The organism is Prevotella sp. PTAC, from assembly GCF_013166535.1.
In the GTDB taxonomy this organism is placed as follows: Bacteria; Bacteroidota; Bacteroidia; order Bacteroidales; family Bacteroidaceae; genus Prevotella.
The window spans coordinates 103,954-125,366 of record NZ_JABKKK010000001.1; the positions used below are offsets into that span (position 1 = coordinate 103,954).

The 21,413-nt window shown below is 47.9% G+C and carries 16 protein-coding genes; 6 read left to right on the forward strand and 10 right to left on the reverse strand.

Annotated features, from left to right (window positions below; genetic code table 11):
* Positions 1–33: 33 nt before the first annotated feature.
* The 3 genes from HPS53_RS00440 to HPS53_RS00450 form a co-directional block, all read right to left on the reverse strand.
* Complete coding sequence (locus tag HPS53_RS00440; protein WP_172203790.1) at positions 34–1,101, reverse strand: chorismate-binding protein; 1,068 nt, start codon at positions 1,099–1,101, stop codon at positions 34–36.
* Positions 1,102–1,185: 84 nt separating this feature from the next.
* On the reverse strand, positions 1,186–1,617 hold the full coding sequence (locus tag HPS53_RS00445; protein ID WP_104368934.1) for a PaaI family thioesterase: 432 nt from the start codon (positions 1,615–1,617) through the stop codon (positions 1,186–1,188).
* Positions 1,618–1,706: 89 nt separating this feature from the next.
* Positions 1,707–2,687, reverse strand: a complete 981-nt coding sequence (locus tag HPS53_RS00450; protein WP_172203792.1) for an ROK family protein — start codon at positions 2,685–2,687, stop codon at positions 1,707–1,709.
* A gap of 736 nt (positions 2,688–3,423) precedes the next feature.
* Between HPS53_RS00450 and lysS the strand changes: the two genes are divergently transcribed.
* From lysS to HPS53_RS00480, 6 genes are all read left to right on the forward strand, one after another.
* Positions 3,424–5,154 carry a lysine--tRNA ligase gene (lysS, locus tag HPS53_RS00455; RefSeq protein WP_172203794.1) on the forward strand — a complete coding sequence of 577 codons (1,731 nt, stop codon included), beginning with the start codon at positions 3,424–3,426 and terminating at the stop codon, positions 5,152–5,154.
* Positions 5,147–6,142 carry an NAD(P)H-dependent glycerol-3-phosphate dehydrogenase gene (locus HPS53_RS00460; RefSeq protein WP_104368937.1) on the forward strand — a complete coding sequence of 332 codons (996 nt, stop codon included), beginning with the start codon at positions 5,147–5,149 and terminating at the stop codon, positions 6,140–6,142. The genes lysS and HPS53_RS00460 overlap by 8 nt, the downstream gene beginning before the upstream one ends.
* Before the next feature lie 267 nt (positions 6,143–6,409).
* A complete protein-coding gene (locus tag HPS53_RS00465) occupies positions 6,410–7,768 on the forward strand; it encodes a glucose-6-phosphate isomerase (RefSeq protein WP_172203796.1) in 1,359 nt (452 codons plus the stop codon).
* 9 nt (positions 7,769–7,777) lie between these two features.
* Positions 7,778–8,512, forward strand: coding sequence for an HAD family phosphatase (locus HPS53_RS00470; RefSeq protein WP_172203798.1), 735 nt, complete (start codon positions 7,778–7,780; stop codon positions 8,510–8,512).
* Positions 8,513–8,963: 451 nt separating this feature from the next.
* Entirely contained in the window at positions 8,964–9,992 is a 1,029-nt protein-coding gene (locus HPS53_RS00475; protein WP_104369307.1) for a LacI family DNA-binding transcriptional regulator, read from the forward strand.
* Positions 9,993–10,845: 853 nt separating this feature from the next.
* The gene (locus HPS53_RS00480) at positions 10,846–11,397 is read left to right on the forward strand and encodes a DUF4738 domain-containing protein (protein ID WP_172203800.1); all 552 of its coding nucleotides are present in this window, start codon (positions 10,846–10,848) and stop codon (positions 11,395–11,397) included.
* 3 nt (positions 11,398–11,400) lie between these two features.
* Here HPS53_RS00480 and HPS53_RS00485 read toward each other — a convergent pair whose 3' ends face one another.
* The 7 genes from HPS53_RS00485 to HPS53_RS00515 all read right to left on the reverse strand — a co-directional run bounded on the left by HPS53_RS00485 (position 11,401) and on the right by HPS53_RS00515 (position 21,394).
* On the reverse strand, positions 11,401–11,886 hold the full coding sequence (locus HPS53_RS00485) for a PaaI family thioesterase (RefSeq protein WP_172203802.1): 486 nt from the start codon (positions 11,884–11,886) through the stop codon (positions 11,401–11,403).
* Between the two features lie 19 nt (positions 11,887–11,905).
* Positions 11,906–14,287, reverse strand: coding sequence for a DUF5686 family protein (locus tag HPS53_RS00490; RefSeq protein ID WP_172203804.1), 2,382 nt, complete (start codon positions 14,285–14,287; stop codon positions 11,906–11,908).
* Between the two features lie 94 nt (positions 14,288–14,381).
* A complete protein-coding gene (locus HPS53_RS00495; protein WP_172203806.1) occupies positions 14,382–15,323 on the reverse strand; it encodes a CDP-alcohol phosphatidyltransferase family protein in 942 nt (313 codons plus the stop codon).
* A 5-nt stretch (positions 15,324–15,328) separates the two neighbouring features.
* Positions 15,329–16,051 carry a sugar phosphate nucleotidyltransferase gene (locus HPS53_RS00500; protein WP_104369311.1) on the reverse strand — a complete coding sequence of 241 codons (723 nt, stop codon included), beginning with the start codon at positions 16,049–16,051 and terminating at the stop codon, positions 15,329–15,331.
* Between the two features lie 117 nt (positions 16,052–16,168).
* Positions 16,169–16,981 carry a head GIN domain-containing protein gene (locus HPS53_RS00505; protein ID WP_172203808.1) on the reverse strand — a complete coding sequence of 271 codons (813 nt, stop codon included), beginning with the start codon at positions 16,979–16,981 and terminating at the stop codon, positions 16,169–16,171.
* A 130-nt stretch (positions 16,982–17,111) separates the two neighbouring features.
* Complete coding sequence (locus tag HPS53_RS00510; RefSeq protein ID WP_371741737.1) at positions 17,112–19,622, reverse strand: DUF5686 family protein; 2,511 nt, start codon at positions 19,620–19,622, stop codon at positions 17,112–17,114.
* A gap of 443 nt (positions 19,623–20,065) precedes the next feature.
* The gene (locus tag HPS53_RS00515; RefSeq protein ID WP_172203810.1) at positions 20,066–21,394 is read right to left on the reverse strand and encodes an inositol-3-phosphate synthase; all 1,329 of its coding nucleotides are present in this window, start codon (positions 21,392–21,394) and stop codon (positions 20,066–20,068) included.
* Between the last annotated feature and the right edge of the window lie 19 nt (positions 21,395–21,413).

The window sequence follows — 21,413 nt, forward strand, 5'->3', positions numbered from 1 at the left end:
CATCAACAGCGTTTGTTTGCCTTGCCACTCATTCTATTGTTTGCCGTCAACCACCTTTCGCATTGTGTCCATTTTCGCCTCTGTCTCGTCCCATTCCATCTCTTCCACACTGTCTTTAAGAAGTCCGCCGCCGGCATAAAGAACGCAGAAGCCGGAAGCCATGCGCATACAACGCAGCGAAACGTAGAGATGTGTATCACCACCGACAGCCAACGGTCCCATGAAACCGCTGTAATAACCGCGCGGAGCAGGCTCTACGGCCTCAAGAAAACGCCGTGTCGCGCTCTTTGGCAATCCGCATACGGCAGGTGTTGGATGAAGAGCGGCAACGACATCGCCGATACCCGCACTGTCAGAGAGTCCGAAAGAGAAATCACTGCGCAGATGTACGACATCACCGGCACGCGCCGTGTATGGGTCGCCTTCGGTGACATCATCGGCAAAACACCGCAGGCAATCACCTATATATTCCGCCACGCAACGCTGCTCCATCCTGTTCTTCACGCTCCATTCGCCCTCAGCCAGATAGTCGTCATATCCCATCGTGCCGGCAAGCGCCACCGTGCGCCATTTCTCCCCGTCGCCGGAAAGTAGTATCTCCGGCGAAGCGGCAAGCCATGTTCCGCATGCCGCCGACGATACTAAGACCACAAACGCACGGGGATACATATCACACGCCCTCAAAAACAATTCATGCAATGGTGCCGTTTCGGGTATCGTGACCACCGACCGACGGGAAAGGACTATCTTTTCGAACTCGCCTGAAAGTAATTTTCCGTGACAGGCGGCAAACGCCGAAGCATAGGCCGACCGGGATACAGCGGAAACAGGCATGGCAGACACGCCGCACAATGAAGTGCTTGCCGTGACACTGCGCAACAACGCAAGCCCGGAAACATCGTCAAGCGCAAAATGTTCCACCCTGTCGGGACGGATGAGCAGCAGCGGTTCATCAGAAGTTATGGTAAAAGGAGCAACTACAAATCCTGTACGACTGTTCATGTCGGAATAGGAACCCAAATGAATGGGAGCACCATCCGACTGTATGACAGCGGTACATTTGTCCGAATATGGTAATCTGTAAAATGCGTAAGACAGCATATTGATAATGAATTGAAACCGAAATCATACCTGACAGACATACGGTTTCGTGTTATTCTTACGGTTTTTTTCGATTTATTTCCCTTACCGCTCCTTAACAATATTATTGGGCAGACTCGTTATATAATTGGTCACGCTGACGGAAGAGACAAGCTCACCCGAACTATTTGTGATATCCACATTCCATACGTGGATCTTATGACCTCTGTGTATTATGCGTGCCACCGCCGTGACGGTGTCGCCCTCCTGCACGGCCTTGACATGGTTTCCTGTAACGCTTATGCCCGCACACCTTTTTCCAGGACATGCGGCAAGAGACCCTATCCCGGCCAATGTCTCGGCTAGAGCAAGCGTTGCCCCGCCGCTAATCACTCCGAACGGCTGCCGTGTACGACTGTCAACATCCATCTCTGCCCTGCATGTATCAGGGTCTTCCGTTGAGTAAAAGCGCATGCCGAGCGCCGTTGCCAGCGTCGGCATGCTTGTAATATCGTCTTTTTCCTTATCTATATTCATGATTACTGCGATCTGAACAGTTTATCGGCACGCTGTCGCTCATTTATAAAAAACAACAACGGCACTCATCCCGCAACCTGCCGACGGATTTATTTGAACAGTGAGTATTCCTTAACCCCCCAGGCCATGACACTGGCACCGAGGATATCACGCTCACGATGGTTCATAGACGAGATGAGCAACTTCACACGTCCGTGAATGTTTGGGAACACATGCTCTCCGAACGATTTCAATGTGGGTTCGAGCAGCCACTTGCCGGCACGAGACACACCTCCCGACAATATCAGAGCCTCAGGGTCTACAATAGCCGCATAATTTGCAAGCGCGATGCCGAGGATATATCCTGTACGGCGATATACCTCTATGGCCAACTCATCTCCAAGGTCGCAACACTCGGCTATCGCTTGGGCTGTCATTTGATCCAAATCACGCATGAGTGAAGGCGCGTCATTTTCTTCAAGCACCTCACGTGCCGTAAGGACGATGCCTGGGCCGGCCACATACCGTTCCAGACAACCTTTACGGCCACAATTGCACTGCCGCCCGTTGTCTACGGCACAGATATGCCCCAATTCTCCGGCAAAACCGTTATTGCCATGATACAGTTTTCCTCTCGTGAACAAAGCGTTTCCCAGCCCATTGCCTATGGCCACTATCCCGAAGTTCTTCATTCCGTGACCGCATCCGAAAGTATACTCACCGAGAATCACCGCATGCGTATCGTTGCCAAGAGCCACGGCCAGTCCGAGCCTGTCGCGCAACATGGCAGCCAACGGGATAGACCCTTTCCAAGGCAGGTTAGGCGAGTTCTCGATACATCCGGTAAGCAAATTGCCGCTTGGAGCCGATATTCCCACCGAACGAATATTCTCTATTCCGCATGAACCGTCTATGAGTTTCATTATCTCATTGCACAAAACAGACGCATATTTATTCACATCCGAATATTCACAGGTATTAAATTTACTCATGGCAATTATGTTACCGCGAATGTCTACAACAGCGCAGGTCGTCTCTCCCAAACTGATGTCGATACCGATAACCATATTCTTTGTCTCTGTCCTTATCATCGCTATTTATCCGGTATTACGGTTTTATATGTTTTTTATTTTTGTCTTAATTTACAAATGTATGAAAATAGCGTCAACCATCAAAACAGACATTGTGTTTTTATAATATTTTAACAACAACAATCACAATTATCAGCAATTATGTAATGATAATTCTGAATTACGACAGTAATCAAAAATACAACTGAAAACAGATATAAGCCGCCATGGAGTCTTCTCCGCACATTTACCGACACGATATTCCGCAATAAATAATCACCGGTAAATGCCTGACTTATAGTTGCGAGACAACGGATCGGACAAAACACGACAAACAGATTTCCAAACATAGAAAAACGGCTCTAAAACATCAGAAAACAACAAGGAATACATCAGAAAACAAACATCATAACAAAAAAAAAATTTTAGGGAATCTCACAAGAAACAATAACCATCAAGCAACCGGATACCTATAAAATCAAACATTTAAAAAGCATAAAAACACCACATACGGACATAGTATCCAATACCAAGCCGAACATCTCAAACGTTTGTATGATTTTTTACAATACAAACAGCCTGTTGAAGAGATTTCACGACAGAAGTTTGTTACGTTATTTTAACACGCCACCGTAAGCATCCGCATTCAACGTTTTTTTATATATGTATAGTCCTTTCTTTTGATTTTATTCGTTTTTTCCGACGTTATTTAGTAAATTTGCACCCATAACAAGAATATATATTCGATATAAAGACTATGAACGTTTTAGAACTGAGTGAACAGGAACTTGGCAGACGCCAGAGCCTGCAAGAGCTTCGGGACATGGGTATTGACCCCTATCCCGCTGCCGAATATCCCACAAACGCTTTTTCAACAGACATAAGAGACGAGTTTTCCGATGAGGGCGAACAGCGTGAAGTGTGCATCGCCGGTCGGTTGATGAGCCGACGCGTGATGGGCAAGGCCAGTTTTGCGGAGATACAAGACTCGAAAGGACGCATACAGGTATACATCACTCGCGATGACATCTGCCCGGGAGAAGACAAGGAACTATATAATAAGGTATTCAAACGGTTGCTTGACATCGGTGACTTCATCGGTGTAAAAGGCTTCGTATTCCGCACACAGACGGGAGAGATTTCGGTTCACGCACGCGAACTGACTCTGTTGTCGAAGAGTCTGAAACCGCTGCCGATAGTGAAATACAAGGATGGAGTGGCATACGACAAATTCGAAGACCCGGAGCTACGCTACCGACAGAGATACGTGGATCTCGTGGTTAACGACGGAGTGAAAGACACTTTCCTCAGCCGTGCCACGGTGATACGTACCATACGCCGGGTGCTCGACGAGGCGGGATACACAGAAGTGGAAACCCCGACGCTGCAAGCCATAGCCGGTGGAGCGAGCGCACGCCCGTTCATCACCCACTTCAACGCACTGAGCACTGATATGTACATGAGAATAGCCACCGAACTGTATCTCAAACGGCTCATCGTCGGCGGTTTCGAGGGCGTATACGAGATAGGAAAGAACTTCCGCAACGAGGGTATGGACCGCAACCACAACCCCGAGTTCACATGCATGGAACTGTACGTGCAGTACAAGGATTACAACTGGATGATGGACTTCACCGAGAAACTGCTCGAAACAGTATGCACGGCCGTGAACGGCAAGCCTGAGCGCGAGATAGACGGACAGATTATCAGTTTCAAGGCTCCATACCGACGGTTGCCAATCCTCGATGCCATCAAAGAGAAGACAGGCTACGATCTCAACGGAATGAGCGAGGAGGAGATACGCGAAGTGTGTAAGAAACTCGACATGGAGATAGACGACACCATGGGCAAGGGTAAGCTGATAGACGAGATCTTCGGCGAGTTCTGCGAAGGAACATACATACAGCCAACTTTCATAACAGACTATCCGGTGGAGATGAGCCCGCTGACAAAGATGCACCGCTCAAAACCCGGACTTACGGAGCGCTTCGAACTGATGGTAAACGGCAAGGAACTTGCCAACGCATACTCGGAGCTTAACGACCCGATAGATCAGGAAGAACGCTTCAAGGAGCAGATGAAACTGGCCGACAAGGGCGATGACGAGGCGATGATCATCGACGGCGACTTCCTCCGCGCACTGCAATACGGCATGCCGCCGACAAGCGGCATAGGCATAGGCATAGACCGACTTGTTATGCTAATGACGGGCAAGACATACATACAGGAGGTGCTCTTCTTCCCGCAGATGAAACCGGAGAAGAAGGCTCCGCGCAGCACAAACGCCGAATGGGCGGCCATAGGCGTAGGAGAAGAGTGGGTTCCGCTGTTCAACAAGTGCGGATATTACCTCGTACAGGATATTAAGGACATAAATCCGCAGAAATTACAGATGGAAGTCTGCGGAGTAAACAAGAAATATAAGCTCGGACTTGAAAACCCGAAGGTAGACGAGTTCCAGGCATGGATAGAGAAAGCCGGTGTATAACTGCGGTAAAATAGCTATTATCGGAGGCGGCAGCTGGGCCACAGCCATCGCCAAGATTGTGGTGGAACATACCCACCACATAGGATGGTATATGCGGCGGGACGACCGTATCGAGGATTTTCGCAGGCTGGGACACAATCCCGCATACTTGATGAGTGTGCGTTTCAACATGGATGAGGTGTTCTTCTCGAGCGACATCAACAAGATTGTACAGAATTACGACACCCTCGTGTTCGTGACCCCGTCACCATATATCAAGAACCACCTCAAAAAATTGAAGAGCAGGATTAAGGACAAGTTCATCGTCACGGCCATAAAAGGAATTGTTCCGGACGAGAACCTTATCTGCTCGGAATTTTTTCGGCGTGTATACGACGTGCCGTACGAGAACCTCGCGTGCCTCGGCGGACCGTCTCACGCCGAGGAAGTGGCACTTGAAAGGCTCACATATCTCACTGTAGCCTGCTCGGACAAGGAAAAGGCGGAAGCTTTTGCCGATGTACTGACAAGCGATTACGTAAAGACCAAGACCAATGATGACGTCATCGGGATAGAGTATGCCTCGGTATTGAAAAATGTATATGCCATAGCGGCCGGTATATGCAGCGGTCTTAAATTCGGCGACAACTTTCAGGCCGTGCTAATGGCCAACGCCGTCCAGGAGACATCGCGCTTCCTGCAAGCCGCCCACCCCATCGAACGCAGTGTCTATGACTCGGTATATCTCGGAGACCTGCTCGTCACAGGATACAGCAATTTCTCGCGAAACCGCACATTCGGCACCATGATAGGTAAAGGATACAGCGTGAAAAGCGCACAGATTGAAATGGAAATGATTGCCGAAGGCTATTTCGGAACCAAATGCATGAAGGAAATCAACCGTCACATGCACGTCAACATGCCCATTCTCGATGCCGTATACAATATTCTCTATGAACGGATAAGTCCGCAAGTGGAAATAAAACTGCTTACCGACAGTTTCAGATAAGTCCGCAAAAGATAATGTGACGGTCTAATTGACACATTACAGAAACTGTAAGCAAAAAAACGATACCAGCCTAATGAAGCCATATAAAAGGCAACAGAAAGTATGATAAGCCACCGTATAATATAACAATGAAAATCAAAATAAAGAAAAATCAATAATGTAATATGTCATGGAATAAAACAAAGCACCCATGAATAACATGAAAATAATACTCGGACAGGCTATCAACCTATTTAAGACAAAACATAAAACCAATTTTAAATAATTATGAAAAATATCAGCTTAGACATCTCCAAGGCCGCCCAGTTCTTGGCACCGGGCGCGGTAAAAGCATTCGAACCGCAAGTAAAGAAAGCCCGTGAAGCTCTTGAAAACGGAACATGCCCAGGTAACGATTTCCTCGGTTGGCTTCATCTTCCGACATCAATCACACCAGGATTCATCAAAGAAATAAACGATTGCGCCGACGTATTGCGGGCCAATTGCGAAGTAATCGTAGTGGCAGGCATCGGAGGAAGCTACCTCGGAGCACGCGCAGTGATTGAAGCTTTGGGCAACTCTTTCGCATGGCTGATTGACGACAAAAACAATCCCACCATCATGTTTGCCGGCAACAACATAGGCGAAGACTACCTTGCGGAAATGACCGAGTACCTGAAAGACAAGAAATTCGGTGTGATCAACATATCAAAATCAGGCACTACAACCGAGACCGCTCTCACATTCCGCCTATTGAAGAAGCAATGCGAGGCACAGCGTGGAAAAGAAGAGGCCCGAAAAGTGATAGTGGCAGTCACTGATGCCGTCAAAGGCGCTGCCAGAACATGCGCGGACAAGGAGGGATACACCACATTTGTGATACCTGACAACGTGGGCGGACGCTTCTCTGTACTTACACCCGTCGGATTGCTGCCCATCGCTTGCGCTGGTTTCGACATCACAAAACTTGTCGGCGGAGCGCAGGATATGGAGAAAGCCTGCGGCAATGACATACCGTTCGAGGAAAATCCGGCTGCCGTATACGCCGCTGTCCGCAACGGACTGTACGCCCAGGCAGGCAAGAAAATAGAGATAATGGTAAACTACCATCCCAAACTTCATTTCATCAGCGAATGGTGGAAACAACTATTCGGAGAGAGCGAAGGCAAGGACGGAAAAGGTATATTCCCTGCATCGTGCGACTTCACCACCGATTTGCATTCCATGGGACAGTGGATTCAGGAAGGCGAGCGCACCATCTTCGAGACTGTCATCAGTATAGAAACACCGAACAGGCATCTGCTTTTCCCCGAGGATGATGAGAACCTTGACGGCCTGAACTTCCTCGCCGGCAAGCGAGTGGACGAAGTCAACAAGATGGCTGAACTCGGAACACGCCTTGCCCACGTTGACGGTGGAGTGCCTAACATGCGCATCAGCGTGCCCGAACTGAACGAATACTACATCGGCCAGTTGATATATTTCTTTGAGATAGCCTGCGGCATCAGCGGCAACTTACTCGAAGTAAACCCGTTCAACCAACCCGGTGTGGAAGCATACAAAAAGAATATGTTCGCACTGCTCGACAAACCAGGATATGAGGCAGACAGCAAAGCCATCAAGGAAAGGCTCGCAAAAGAGGATTAAACATAAGATATGTACGAAAAAGAAATACAAAAATACATGAAAAGACACGGCTTTGAGGCTTTCTGCCCCAAGGCCGTTCTTTTTGACATGGATGGCGTGCTGTATGACTCAATGCCCAATCACGCACGCAGTTGGCACGAGTCGATGAAAACTTTCGGCCTCGAGATGACACAGGAAGAAGCGTATCTCTACGAGGGCATGCGCGGAGTGGAGACCATAAAAATGCTGGCACGCAAGCAATGGGGGCGTGAAATAAGCGATGAAGAGTCGCAACGGATGTATGACGAGAAAAGCCGCATTTTCTCACTGTGTCCGGCGGCCAATATCATGGATAGCGTCATGGAACTGCAAAAGGAGATCAAAGCAGCCGGATTGAAAATCGTCGTTGTGACGGGTAGCGGCCAACGGTCGCTGCTCGACAAACTCGTGAAAGAGTTCGAAGGCCTCGTGTCGACAGGCCTGATTGTCGCCAGCTTTGATGTAAGCCGGGGAAAACCCGATCCGGAGCCATATATCAAAGGACTTGAAAAAGCCGGTGTCAAACCGTGGGAAGCCATTGTCGTGGAAAACGCGCCGCTCGGCGTGCGCGCGGCTGTAGCCGCCCGGATAATGACAGTGGCCGTCAATACCGGCCCCCTGCCCGACAAGCAACTTGCAGACGAAGGTGCCAGCATGGTATTCGGATCAATGGCAGACTTCAAAAACACATGGAAGGAAATAGGGCTGAAATCATTTCAGGCATAAAAACGCTATCGGCACAGCAAGGGGAAAATTATTCCAACCAAAAGACATGACACAAAACCATATCTGTCAAATCTGCAAATGCCAGGCATCAAAATCCCAAGAAAACCGGTGCCTCACTATAAAAACCGATTTTTAGATTATGCAAACCAACAGGGTAGATTTAACATACCCACAGAGTTTTCGGACTGACCAAATATCGGGCTATGGACTGCATAAGCCCCATGAAATAAAAAAAGGATTAAGAGTGTCTCACGACAGTCTTAATCCTCTGTTTTCTAACTAACTTATTATCAACTATTCATTACTCATTCTGAATTTCTGATGCAAAGATAGGCAGATTTTAATAAATTTGTATCTTTTTTACCTAAAAATCCTACGTAAACGTTTGCGGATTACTCTGATTTTGCTTAACTTTGCATAAAGAATATCCCTTATTCACCTTTAAGTTTTTATGACCGACAACAAGCGTAGAACATCGCAGAAAGACCTGGCAAAAAAATTGGGAGTGAGCATTGCCACAGTGAGCAGAGCGCTGAGAAACTGCCCTGAAATAGGAAAAGAGATGCAGGACAAAGTTAAAAACCTCGCCAAAGAACTCAACTACCGTCCCAATCCGTTTGCCCAGAGCCTACGTCGGGAAGCTCCGAAAATCATTGGCGTCGTGGTACCCAATCTCGTCACACACTACTATGCAGCGGTGCTCGATGGGATTGAAGATGAGGCACGACGCAAAGGATATTCGGTGATAAGCGCAAACAGCCATGAAGACTTCGAGACAGAAGCGAGGGTGATAGACAATTTCGTGGGACTGCATGTCGAAGGCATCATCGCCGGACTGGCACAGAGCACCACAGACTACTCCCACTTCGAAGAAATCGCCGATATGAGAATACCCCTCGTGTTCTTCGGCAGGACATGCCTGACAGATCGTTTCTCTTCCGTCACGGCCAACGGAGACGAAGCCGCACAACAAGCCACGCAACATCTCATAGACACCGGCAGCCGGCGGATAGCGTTTATCGGCGGACCAAACCACCTTGACATGGTGCGACGCCGCAAGCACGGATACCTCGAAGCACTGCGTGGAAGCAAAATAGCGATAGACCGCAACATGGTGGTATGCGACAAGATTGACTACGACATAGCCCTGCAATCGGCCATCGAACTGCTGAAACGACCGGACCGCCCAGATGCCATACTCGCTTTCAACGACATAATAACTTTCGCAGCCTTTACCGCAATAAAACAACTCGGCCTGCGAATACCTGAAGACGTGGCGCTGATAGGATTTACCGATGACCTGCATGCCGCATACGTCACGCCCCGCATGTCGGCAATAGAAGACCGGTCGCACAAGATGGGAGTGACGGCATGCCGCCTGCTGCTGAGAAACATAGCCGGAGATAAAACAATATATCATGAGAAAGTGCCCCAAAAATTAGTCATAAGAGAGACATCGGCCAAAAAACCGATATCATAGAATATGCCGGAAGACCACACAACAAACCCGAAAGACACCACACCGGCAACAAAACAATATGTCCGTATATGCCTGAAAACATAATAACGTAAAGAAAAGGCTTGATAACGTAAAGAAAGATCATAACGACAATAAATTAGCCGGACGCCGAATATTTATGCAACATCAGTGAGAAATGCGATACAAAAGACTTTGAAAAATGACAAAACGACCGATGAGTACAGTTTGCACATCGGTCGTTTTGCGTTCGGCATACCGTCATTCCGCAATAAGTATCCCGTCAGGATGCATTCGGATACTAAACGCAATGCAACGAGCGGCTAAACGCAAGCCAACGAGTATCCCAATGCAAGACGAAAAATGGCCGAATAAGACATAAAAAAGGCTCCCTGCCCATAGACAGGGAGCCTTCCGGCACTCCAATGAGGCATGATGGTGCCTCAACCGGAACACGTATATATCATTATATACCCACGACAGTCCCGAATTTATCAAATATCATAGTTCGCAAATATGCATAAATATACATTTCCAGACCTGCAAATGTAGATGACGAACCGCATATATTGTAAACATTTATCATAAAAACAACATTTAAATTTAATATTTCCGACACCAAATTTACTATAAAACATCGTAAAATGCAAGCAACATAACGATACACATTAATATACATTGCCCACTACATGAGTCTCTGCCAGATACAGATGACATGATAAAAAACATGAAATATCGGAAAAAATTCATTACCTTTGCAGAAGATATGCGGTATCAAGGAAAATCGAAACCAGTTTTATTCCACCCGATCCGCATCATCTTTACAAAAAAAATAATACACCTATTGACATACGCGATGAAAAAAGTTTTAAACGTCATTGCCGCCGGAATGCTGACAGCAGGACTGATGAGTTGCGGCGGAGAGAGTAAAAACGAGAACATAATAACGACGAAGAAAGAGAGCAGAACCACAGCCGAACCGGTGAGAATGCAGGACTACACGCAATCGAAAGACGTGGAATGGCTGGGAAATGTGTACACATGCGAGATTAAACGCACGGCCGATGACAAACTGGCGAAGGTGAAAGACGAAAGCGGCCAGAAGTTTGTTGACAACAGCATATCACTCACCGTAAACAGAGCCGACGGAAGCACGTTTTTCAACAAGACTTTCACAAAAGCCTCTTTCGAACAGCACATCAGCGATGAATACAGCAAGTCTGGCATACTCGAAGGTCTCGTGTTCGACCGTGTGGAAGGCTCGTCCCTTCTGTTTGCGGCCAGTGTCAGCCTGCCGCAGACCGATGAGTATATCCCGTTGATCGTGAAGGTGTCGAGAATGGGCGACGTCACAATCTCGCGAGACACACAGTTAGACACCAGTTCGCAAGAGGAAGACGAGATCTGACCGTCACATCGACAACAACTCGTCGCCCTCGGTGACACATTCCGTGAAACCCATACCGGCCGCTTTATCCGGAGTGGCAGTGAAATACACAGCCTCTCCCTCGGCACACAGCTCGCCACGCGAGTTTTCTATCGTCACGCCGATAAAGGCCACGTTTCGCTTCATCTCGCACAGACGGGCACGGATGGTTATCTGAGGTTCGGTTGTCATTACCGGACGACGATATTTCACGTTCAGATTACTTGTCACTCCTGTGGTCTGCAACTTGCGGAACACCACCCACGACGCGCACTCGTCTATCAGCGTGGCCTGTATCCCGCCATGCAGCGTGTCAATCCAACCTTGATATCGGGCGCTCGGCCGCCAGAAACAAACGATGTCTTCGCCATCCTCAAAAAACTCCATGCCCACTCCGTGAGGATTTTCAGGACAACAACCGAAGCAGTGATAACCGGGCTTCGACAACCAAGGGTTCTTTATTTTTCGCATAGTATAATTATTTGATATGTCAAAACTGCAACTTAAACCTGAAACGTACGCCCTGTCTTTTGGCTGTCGGGTGACCGAGATATGTAAGACGGCGCACATACTCGATGTCGAAAAAGCGGAACACATTATGCACTCCCGCCATTATCTCTACATAAGGCGTACTGCCTGACATCACATGGACATCATCCGGAAAAGGCATGAGGGCTCCATCTGTACCGCATCCGGCTTCATACGGATTATTCTTTGATGTCAGACTGCTCCACATTGCTTTCACGCCAAGACACTCACGCCACCGCAAATCCCTGACAAACGGAACGCGGTTGAAAATCTTTCCGCCTATATCCCACGTTATATCCGCAGACAGACAACGATCGGAAAGAAACTCCATATTGTCCATCAGGTTGAACATACCGTCGCGCAGCATATACGACTGGTTGGCCGATGGGATTACAAGCAACGGAAACGGCACGCTGTTCCACTGCGCCGCGGCATGCAGTCTTACATCGACCTTGCCCCAGCTCTTCATCCAAAAACGGTTGCTGAACATCAGTTCGGTAATATTATAGTCATAACCGCCGCCCAAAAATCCGTCGATACCCACGGCATGAGTAAGCGTAAGCACCGGCACATCGCGGTTTATCCTGCGACGTCCGCGCTTGGTGGCCACAAAACGCTCCCCGGGAGCAAAGCGCAGACCGGCCCTCAACTCGGTCGTTCTTATGGACTGTGTGGCAGCCGTGAACATCAGCTTACCCCGTGGCATGTTCTCCTCCGCCGTAATCATCAGTGAAGAAGTAAGTCCCCAGGTCTCCTCACGCTCGAATGTCAGCCGCTGCCGGTTGTATGTCATCATTCGTTCGGTATCGCCCCACGTCAGGGCTGTAAACATATTATGTTCCGGGTCTGCCACCCCTCTGTCACCAGGAAAGCATATATCATACACAGATGTCAGGGTAATACTGCGTTTCGGCCTTTCCTCGGGCGTATATATCTTAGGGCGAAACGAATATGTAAGCTCGGCCTTATAATAGTCTGCCCGGCTCTTCCACCCATGGGCATAATATCCGTTGAAGAAAAGATGCCGGTTGAGGTTGGCGGTTGTCTTCCCTCCTATCCGTGTGCGGAAACCGTCCACGCTATTGTTTGAAATAATGGCATTTACAGGTCCGATATCGACCAGAGCCTCGCGGCCGCCCGCCCCGACCTCAACATAGTTCTCGACAATAGAGCGTAAGGCTGTCAGCAAGATATTATTGCGTCCCATCATCTTCACGTTGCGCATAAACTCGGGCAGGTTCCGCTCACCGTGAGTGAGGTCTACCGGGCGATACATGTCCCAGAAACTATCATCCCGACGGTCTGCCCCTCGCTCCACCAGCTCTTTGTCAAAGCCACGGAACAACTTGTCCGGAAGAGCAGCGAAATAGTGTCCGCCCATGTGTGTGGTGCGTATGACAATGCACTTTTTCAGAAAGTCGAACATCTTAAACTCTCCCACCATCTCGTCAAGTGTCATGACCCACTCTCCGCCTGGTGCCGCACCAAACTCCTGGAGTATGCGCAACCCGTCCACAAAATTCACGCCGCCACGCTTAGGCACCGACAGTTCGCACCTGCGCACTCTGTACGAAGAGTCGTCCATGACATAAATGTCACCGCAAAATCCGAAATCCAGAATATTGTCAGGCATGAAACGCAGGCGGACACAACGGTCGGTGCCCACACTCAGCGTATCTACAATGGTAAAGCGATAAAAACGCAAGGCATCATCGCCAATCGGAGACGTGAACGATTGTTGCAGCAGACGTATCCTGTTGTCGTATATATCAATATCGGGAAAGAAATCGGCAAGAGCCGCCGTTATCAGCCCGCCCGATCTGAATACCTTGTTTATGCCCTCGGAACGGTATCCGCGCACTATTGTCTTAGAGTCACGCGGATCCTTACGGAACGTCTCCTGCGTGTAAGCCTCGGTCACCACGACCGGCAGTATCAGCTTGTTGTTGTGCGGGCATAGCTCCACCTGTCTGAAAAAACCGGGTATTCCGGCAAACATCCCTTTCTCAAAGTCATCATGCGAAATGTCGTTTACCGCCATTGTCAGCTTCCGGTACTTGCAGTAATGATAGTAGTCGTGAGCCGACAGTCTCGTATCGCGGCGGGCTGCTATCACCTTACGCATCAGCTCTACAGCCGGATTAGCCTTGCGTGAATACTTTTTTTTATCAGAACGCACCATTATCTCATCGAGTTGCTGCACACGCTCATACCACTTCAAAGAGTCGGCAGGCATGGCGGCAGACGGCAACGAGAATGTCAAGAGGAACAAAAGACAATAAAAAAAAGACACGAAACGCAACCCGTCAGATTGCGCCCGTGTCTTTATTTTACCGTACATCATCCGTTGCATTTTTATTATCCCGGTATAATTATACCGTGTCATACCATATCAAGTATTCTTTCCATACTCCTTATCCGGCAGAAAAAATATCCGTTCAGGAGAAATACTTGGTGTCAAGCCTGCGGCACATAGCCTCATGCGAACGGTGCATATACACGCACATGGCAGTGAGGACCACGATCTCGAAAAGCGGATACACGTATGGCACGTCGAGAAGGCACGATATGTATAGTGTGATGCCGCGCGTGTTGAACGTAAGCATATTGGTATATTTCATCAACGGGAGCGATCCTTTCCTGAAATCGGCACGCAACTCCTGAGGCATATCCTCTGCATTGGGATATTTCGCCTTTATATGCTTATAGAAAGCCTGAAACTCGGGAGTGCGCTTTTCCTGCCCCCGGCAGTAATTCCGATAATTGAAATAGAACGCCCGATCCCAGAAAGCGCCTTTCTCTGGCAGACTGTCGAGTATGTCCTGCTGTGTCTTGGAATCGTCAAGCTCGCTACCTTTCTTTCCGAGAAGGAAATAAAGGTGTATCTGGCGATAATAGTCTGCCAGTGCGCACTGCCTCGTATGGCAGACCACACCCGCTATCAGGCACATCAGAAAGCCCCAAAGTCCCCAATGCACATCGGTGAAAGGGATGTCTCGGTCATAGATACGGAACACGATGGCAAAATAAATGGCCGTGAACCATACATCGCTTGAAAAGCCGTCGAGCATTCGCCCTATCAGAGTGCGCTGCCCGGTTAGCCTGGCAAGCTGCCCGTCTGTCGAGTCGCAAAAATTAGCGAACATAAGAAGGATTATTCCTGCAATATTGTGCCACAGGTCGCTGAAATAAAACATGTATCCCGCCGCTGCGCCGAGAAACATCGACATTACCGTAACCGTATTGGGATGGACATGCAGACGCTTCCAAAGCAATGCGAAAGCGAGGCCTATCGGTCTTGTGAAGTGTATGTCGAGCCACTCCTCGGTATCATCCGACTTGAACGACTCACGGAGCAATTCGCTGAATTTCTTACTCATAATATTTAATCTGTGATAAACTGTTCGGCTTTGATTATATCTGACGCATGATCTATATCGAGCACTTTCGAGAAACGATAGGCTTTCAAACGGTGGCCATCGGCAATGAGAGCACGCTGGAAATTACGCATCCTGCTCTCGCCACGCCCCATACATCCGTTGAGTGTATCTATCGTTTTGGGAGTGAGCCCGTATATTCCGCCGGAAATATAGCGACATGTATCAGACTTGTCAAGAAAGCCGGTGATATTCATCTGCCCGTCGGTATCCACATACAGTGGCTTTTCATCGTCTATAAAATCGGTCACTCCCATCATACCGTCGGCCTCACCGCCCTCCAATGACTTGCGGAACACAGATATATAGTCTTTGAACTCGTCCTCACGGAATATGGTATCCACCGTTGTGAGGCAGAAAGGGCCGTCTCCGAGATATCGGCTTATCTCATAAAAACTGTGCATCGAACTGGGCGTGCTCTTCACCACGAAACGCAACGGAACCGGCTGTCCTTGAAGTCCGTCGGCCTGTAACTTCACAAGATGCAGGCTCACTTGAGCTGTTATGTCATTGCATATCACCACTATTTCTTCCGCTTCATTCTCAATGAACACACGGATCAGTCTGTCTATCAGATGCTCACCGCCAACTTTTACCAGCGGTTTGGGCACATCTATACCCTCGGCAGCCAACCGGCTACCCTCGCCCGCGGCTATTACAGCATATTTCATTCTGTCTGTACATTATAAATACATGGCAAAATTACTAATTATAAATGAAAGGAGAAAATAAAGCGCCGGCTTTTTATGCAATGATAAAAAGCCGGCGCTTATATAATCAATGTCCATTCACTTTGCCACACGCAGATTTCGTATATGATAATCGCCGCTGCCAAGCGATTTTTTATTCATGGATCCCACTGTTCCGCTGAACGTTATGTCGCCACTGCCTTTCAAAGAGCTCTCCAACCGGCCACAATTGGCAAACGAAATGCTTATATCTCCGCTACCTTTCAACAACACATCGGTATGCTTTGTGTTCTTCTGGGATATATCAATATCCCCGCTGCCGGTAAGAGCGACCTTGGAATTAAGCGCATCCAGTTTTTTTATGCTTATGTCACCGCTGCCAATCAGGTTTGTCGATATCCCGTCGCAGATAATATCCTTGAATTTAATATCCCCCGACCCTTTCAGCTCTATGTACATATTATCGGTATCCAGCCTACCCTGACAGATGAAATCACCGCTGCCAAACACTTTGACACCCACAAGATCAGGAGACGTGACGTATACATATATTCCGTCGCCACCACTATCCTGACCGGACAACGAGCCGAATATATCCGATATATTGAACGAATTTCTTATCGAAGTCCTGCCTTTAAAAGTGACAGACAGTGTGTTGTTGCTCACAGTCAAGTCAAGATCCTTCAACTTTTCAGACGGCCCTTTAATTTTTACCGAGCGCTTGCTCCCCTGAGTGTAATACACCGTCACACAACCGTTGACCGCTATCTTCGTGAAGTTCGACACCTTTCTGTATACCGTCTTCACATTTTTACCATCCGGCCCGGCCGTCACCATACAATCGTTTTCTTCCGCATACACTCCCGAAAAGACGGCAAACACCGTCAATGCCAATAATAAAAATCTCTTCATAATAATCTATTCCTTATTTTATTTCTTTTCCAGTCTATTGCCATTACTCTACTATAATAGACGCAACAGCACCAGAAATAGTTGCGGCAAGGATTCTTTTTCTTATTTCAAGAGATATGGCAAAAGCATTTTAGAAAGTCATACGGAACATGAACCTCACTCCGTGCTTGGTTGCCGTGGGCAGATCCAGATAGTTGAGACGACGGGCATACTCCACATGTATTATCTTGAAGATATTGTGAATACCGAAAGCCATCTCCACATACGGTGTCTTGGAGTTCATAATATACGCTCCACCGGGAAATTCCATCAACGTAGCGTCGCCCGCATTCTGCGGCAAATATGGATTATTCTTATCGCTTAGGCTGCCCCACAGACACTTAACGCCAATATACTCACGCCACTTCAATTTCTTTATCAGCGGTATGCGGTTGAACAATTTGCCGTTAAAATCCCATCCGATATCGGCGCTTACAAACCTGTCATTAAGAAATTCCATGTTGTTTACCAACTGGAAAGTGAAGTCCTGTATAATATATGAAAGGTTGGTCTCCGGCATACACAGCAAAGGGAACGGCACTTTGTCCCACTGTATGCCTCCGCGCACATAGCAATCTATCTTTCCCCAACTGTTCATCCAGAAACGTTTATATATGCTTGCCTCGGTATAGTTATAGCGATAGTCACCTCCCAGCACGTCTTTAAGACCCAATGTGTGACTGACAGTAAACACCGGCGCATCGAGATTGATTTTCAAACGGCGCTGTTTGGTGTTTATGAACGTCTCGCCGGGAGCGAAACGCAGTTCGGCACGCAGTTCGGTTGTTCTTATCTTAGTGTTTTCAAGAGTCGACAGCGGGCGGAAATACAGCTCTCCGCACGGCACGTTCTCTTCCGTTTTCAGTCCTACCGTAGTCTTAAAACCCCAGTCTTCCTCGCGCTCGAAAGTCACCTGCTGCCTGTTATAGAACATCATCTTGTCTACTTTCGCCCATTTGAACGATGTAAAGACGTTGTCCTTATCGGTGTGCATGAACTTATCGGAAGGCGAACATACGTCGTATGTGGACATCAAGGTAAGTGTCCGCTTGGGAAACTCTCTCGGAAGATACTCTTTCTTATTGAAAGAATACACAAACTCGCCCTTGTAGTAGTTCTTATGGCTTCCCCATCCGTACGCATAATAACCGCTGAGGAACAGTTGTTTATGAAGCTTCGCCGTTGTCTGGGCAGTAATCCTCGTACGGAAACCGTCCACGAAATTACTCGTGAGCATGGTGTTTATTGGTCCTATGTCCACTTTACTCGGATTACCGGTTTCCACAAAATTCTCTATAAAGGCCTTGGCACCGAATATTATGTACTTAAAACCTTTTATCTGTTCGAGATTATGCACGAAAGCATCCATCTTGCTTTCGCTCTTTGTGAGATGCACCTGGCGGTATTTATCCCAGAAAGAGTCGTCACGCATCATGGCATCGGCCTCTTTCACCTCTCTGGCCTTGCCCTTGAACAACTGTTTCGGCAGGTCATCGAAAGCGTAATCGCTCAGTCGCGTTGTACGTATTACAATTGCTTTTTGCAGGAAGTTAGCCACTTTCAGTTCCGCAATCATGTCATCCACCGTCAAAACCCATGTACTGTCGGGCAGCATGGTAAACTCCTGTTCCACTTTCAAGTTCTCAACGAAGTTCACGTCACTGCGCTTTGGAATTGTCAGTTCACACCGTTTTACCTGATACGATGAGTCGTCCATGATGTAAATATCGCCACGGAAACCGAAATCCTGCTGGTTATTTGGCAGGAAATGCAGATGAATACATTTGTCACGATCCACATATACGGTATCTTCTATATAATAACGGTAAAACGATATTGCTCCTTTTCCTATCGGGGATGTAAACGGATACTGCAACAACCGCACTTGATCATCATAAATATTCACGTCGGTAAACACGTCTTTAAGTGTCGTGGTGAGTATGTCTCCCGTCTGGAACAAGTCGTTTATTCCCGTTGAGTTCTGTCCTTTCACTATGCTTTTCTCACTGTGCGGATGCTTCCGGTATATCTTCTGCGTCACAGTCTCATCCACCGATATCGGCAATATCATTTTATTGTTGTACCGGCACAGTTCAACCTGATCTTTGAGCCAAGTCTTTTTCTTGAACGTCGGCGATTCAAGACGTTCTTTCGTTATATCGTTAAATGCAAGAGTTATCTTCTGATAGTTGTTGTACTGATAGTAATCACGGTTCGACAAGTCTGTCTTTTTCTTCCGCTCTATCACCTTTTTCATCAGTTCCACGGCCGGATTGTTTTTCCTGCTGTATTTGCGACGCTTTGTTTTCACCGTCACTTCTTTCAGTCTCCGGTTATCCTGTTTCAGTCTTATGTCGAGTGTGTTTTTCGTGTTCGCGCCTATAGTCACCGTCTTCGGTACATATCCCACCGCACTGAATGTCAGTGCCCGGCCTTCGTGCCGCGCGATGGTATACCGGCCGTTGATGTTTGACGCCACCGCAACGTTATGCCCTTTGTAAATAACACTGGCATACGGTATACTGTCACCTGTCTCTTCGTCTATTATATAACCTGATATCTGGGCACGCAACGGCATTGCCAGCATCAGCAGAAACAGCATTATCGAATACGTTGTCCTGTTTTTATCCAAATCTCTTTACTTATTTATGATTTATATTGGAGTTAAGGAATTGCCATATAGGAGTTAAAGGTTTAAAATGGAATTACCTTCGGCCACGCTCACCGGAAGTAAGATATACTGCCACCAAGAACCGGATAATCCTCATTCTGTTTTCAGAAAGTTGAAATGGAATTTCGGCTGATCCATGACCGGGCATTAAGTATATTGCAGTCAGAGAACGGATAAATTTCCACTGGCATATTTTGGAAAGTAAAAGGAGTTAAAAGAGTTAAGACATTTATTTCCAATCGGTCATTAAATAAACATCACCGTCACTCGTCGCCCGCTCAATCATGAGCGCTGTCTCTTGCTCACGACCGGAGCGATATGCTGTAAAAATCTTAACTCCGTTAACTCCTTTCCCCTTTTATTCCTTAATTATATCAATCTATTTCCTCATCAGCTTCATACCCTCCCATCTCGCGTATGGCGTTTTTCAGCATGGTATACTGCTGATACAGGTGGTTGACCGGCTCCTCGCCCTTCGTATAATCATGCTGAGGAGATTTGAGGAAGAAGCTAAGGAAACGCTGTGTGCCATGACGTCCGGCACGTGCCGCAAGGTCGCTAAGCAGGCAGAGGTCGAGACACAGAGGTGCCGCAAGGATTGAGTCACGGCAGAGGAAGTTGATCTTAATCTGCATCGGATAACCCATCCATCCGAAAATGTCGATATTGTCCCATCCTTCTTTATTGTCATTGCGAGGCGGATAGTAGTTGATGCGCACCTTGTGGTAGTATTGTGTGTCCTCGTCGTTACCGTGTCCGTAAAGATCTGGCTGAGCCTCGGGCTTCAGAATTGTTTCAAGCGTAGAGAGCTTTGACACTTCTTTTGTGCGGAAGTTTGCCGGCTCGTCGAGTACCAGACCGTCACGATTGCCCAAAATATTCGTTGAGAACCATCCGTTAAGGCCCAGGCAGCGTGTGCCTATGATAGGAGCGAAACCGCTCTTCACCAGTGTCTGGCCTGTCTTGAAGTCCTTTCCGGCAATAGGCATGTTTGTCTTTTCAGCCAGTTCCCACATTGCGGGAATATCCACTGTTGTGTTGGGAGCTCCCATTATGAACGGGGCGCCTTCTTCGAGCGCGGCCATGGCATAGCACATAGACGGAGCCACGTGCTCACGGTCGTCGGCCTTCATCGCAGCCACGAGATCGTCGAGCTTGTAATGCACCTCCTTGCATACCGGAACGTAAATCTCGGTAGAGGCGGCCCAGAGCACGACTATACGCGAACAGCCGTTATCAGCCTTAAACTTGCGGATGTCCTCGCGCAACTGTTCTTTCATGTCCCAGCGGTCCTTGCATTCCTTAACATTGTCACCGTCGAGACGTTTGGCGTAATTCTTGTCGAAAGCGGCCTTCATTGGCACAATCTTCTCAAGCTCGTATTTCACCGGATTGATGTCTTTCTCTTTCAATACCTCGGCATACATCGCAGCCTGATAAGCATTCTGCGGATATACATCCCATGTTCCGAACACTATATCATCGAGTTTCGCCATCGGCACAATCTCGCCGTAGCTCAGGTATTTCTTGTCGTCGCCCTTGCCCACACGTATCTTGTCATACTGTGTCATAGAGCCAACAGGCTTTGTCAGTCCGCGGCGTGCCATAAGAACACCCGTCATAAATGTAGTGGCAACGGCACCGTTGCCCACAACCATAATTCCTAATTTGCCGTCAGCCGGCTTCACATTAGTTTGTTCCATTACTTCGAATATTTTTAAG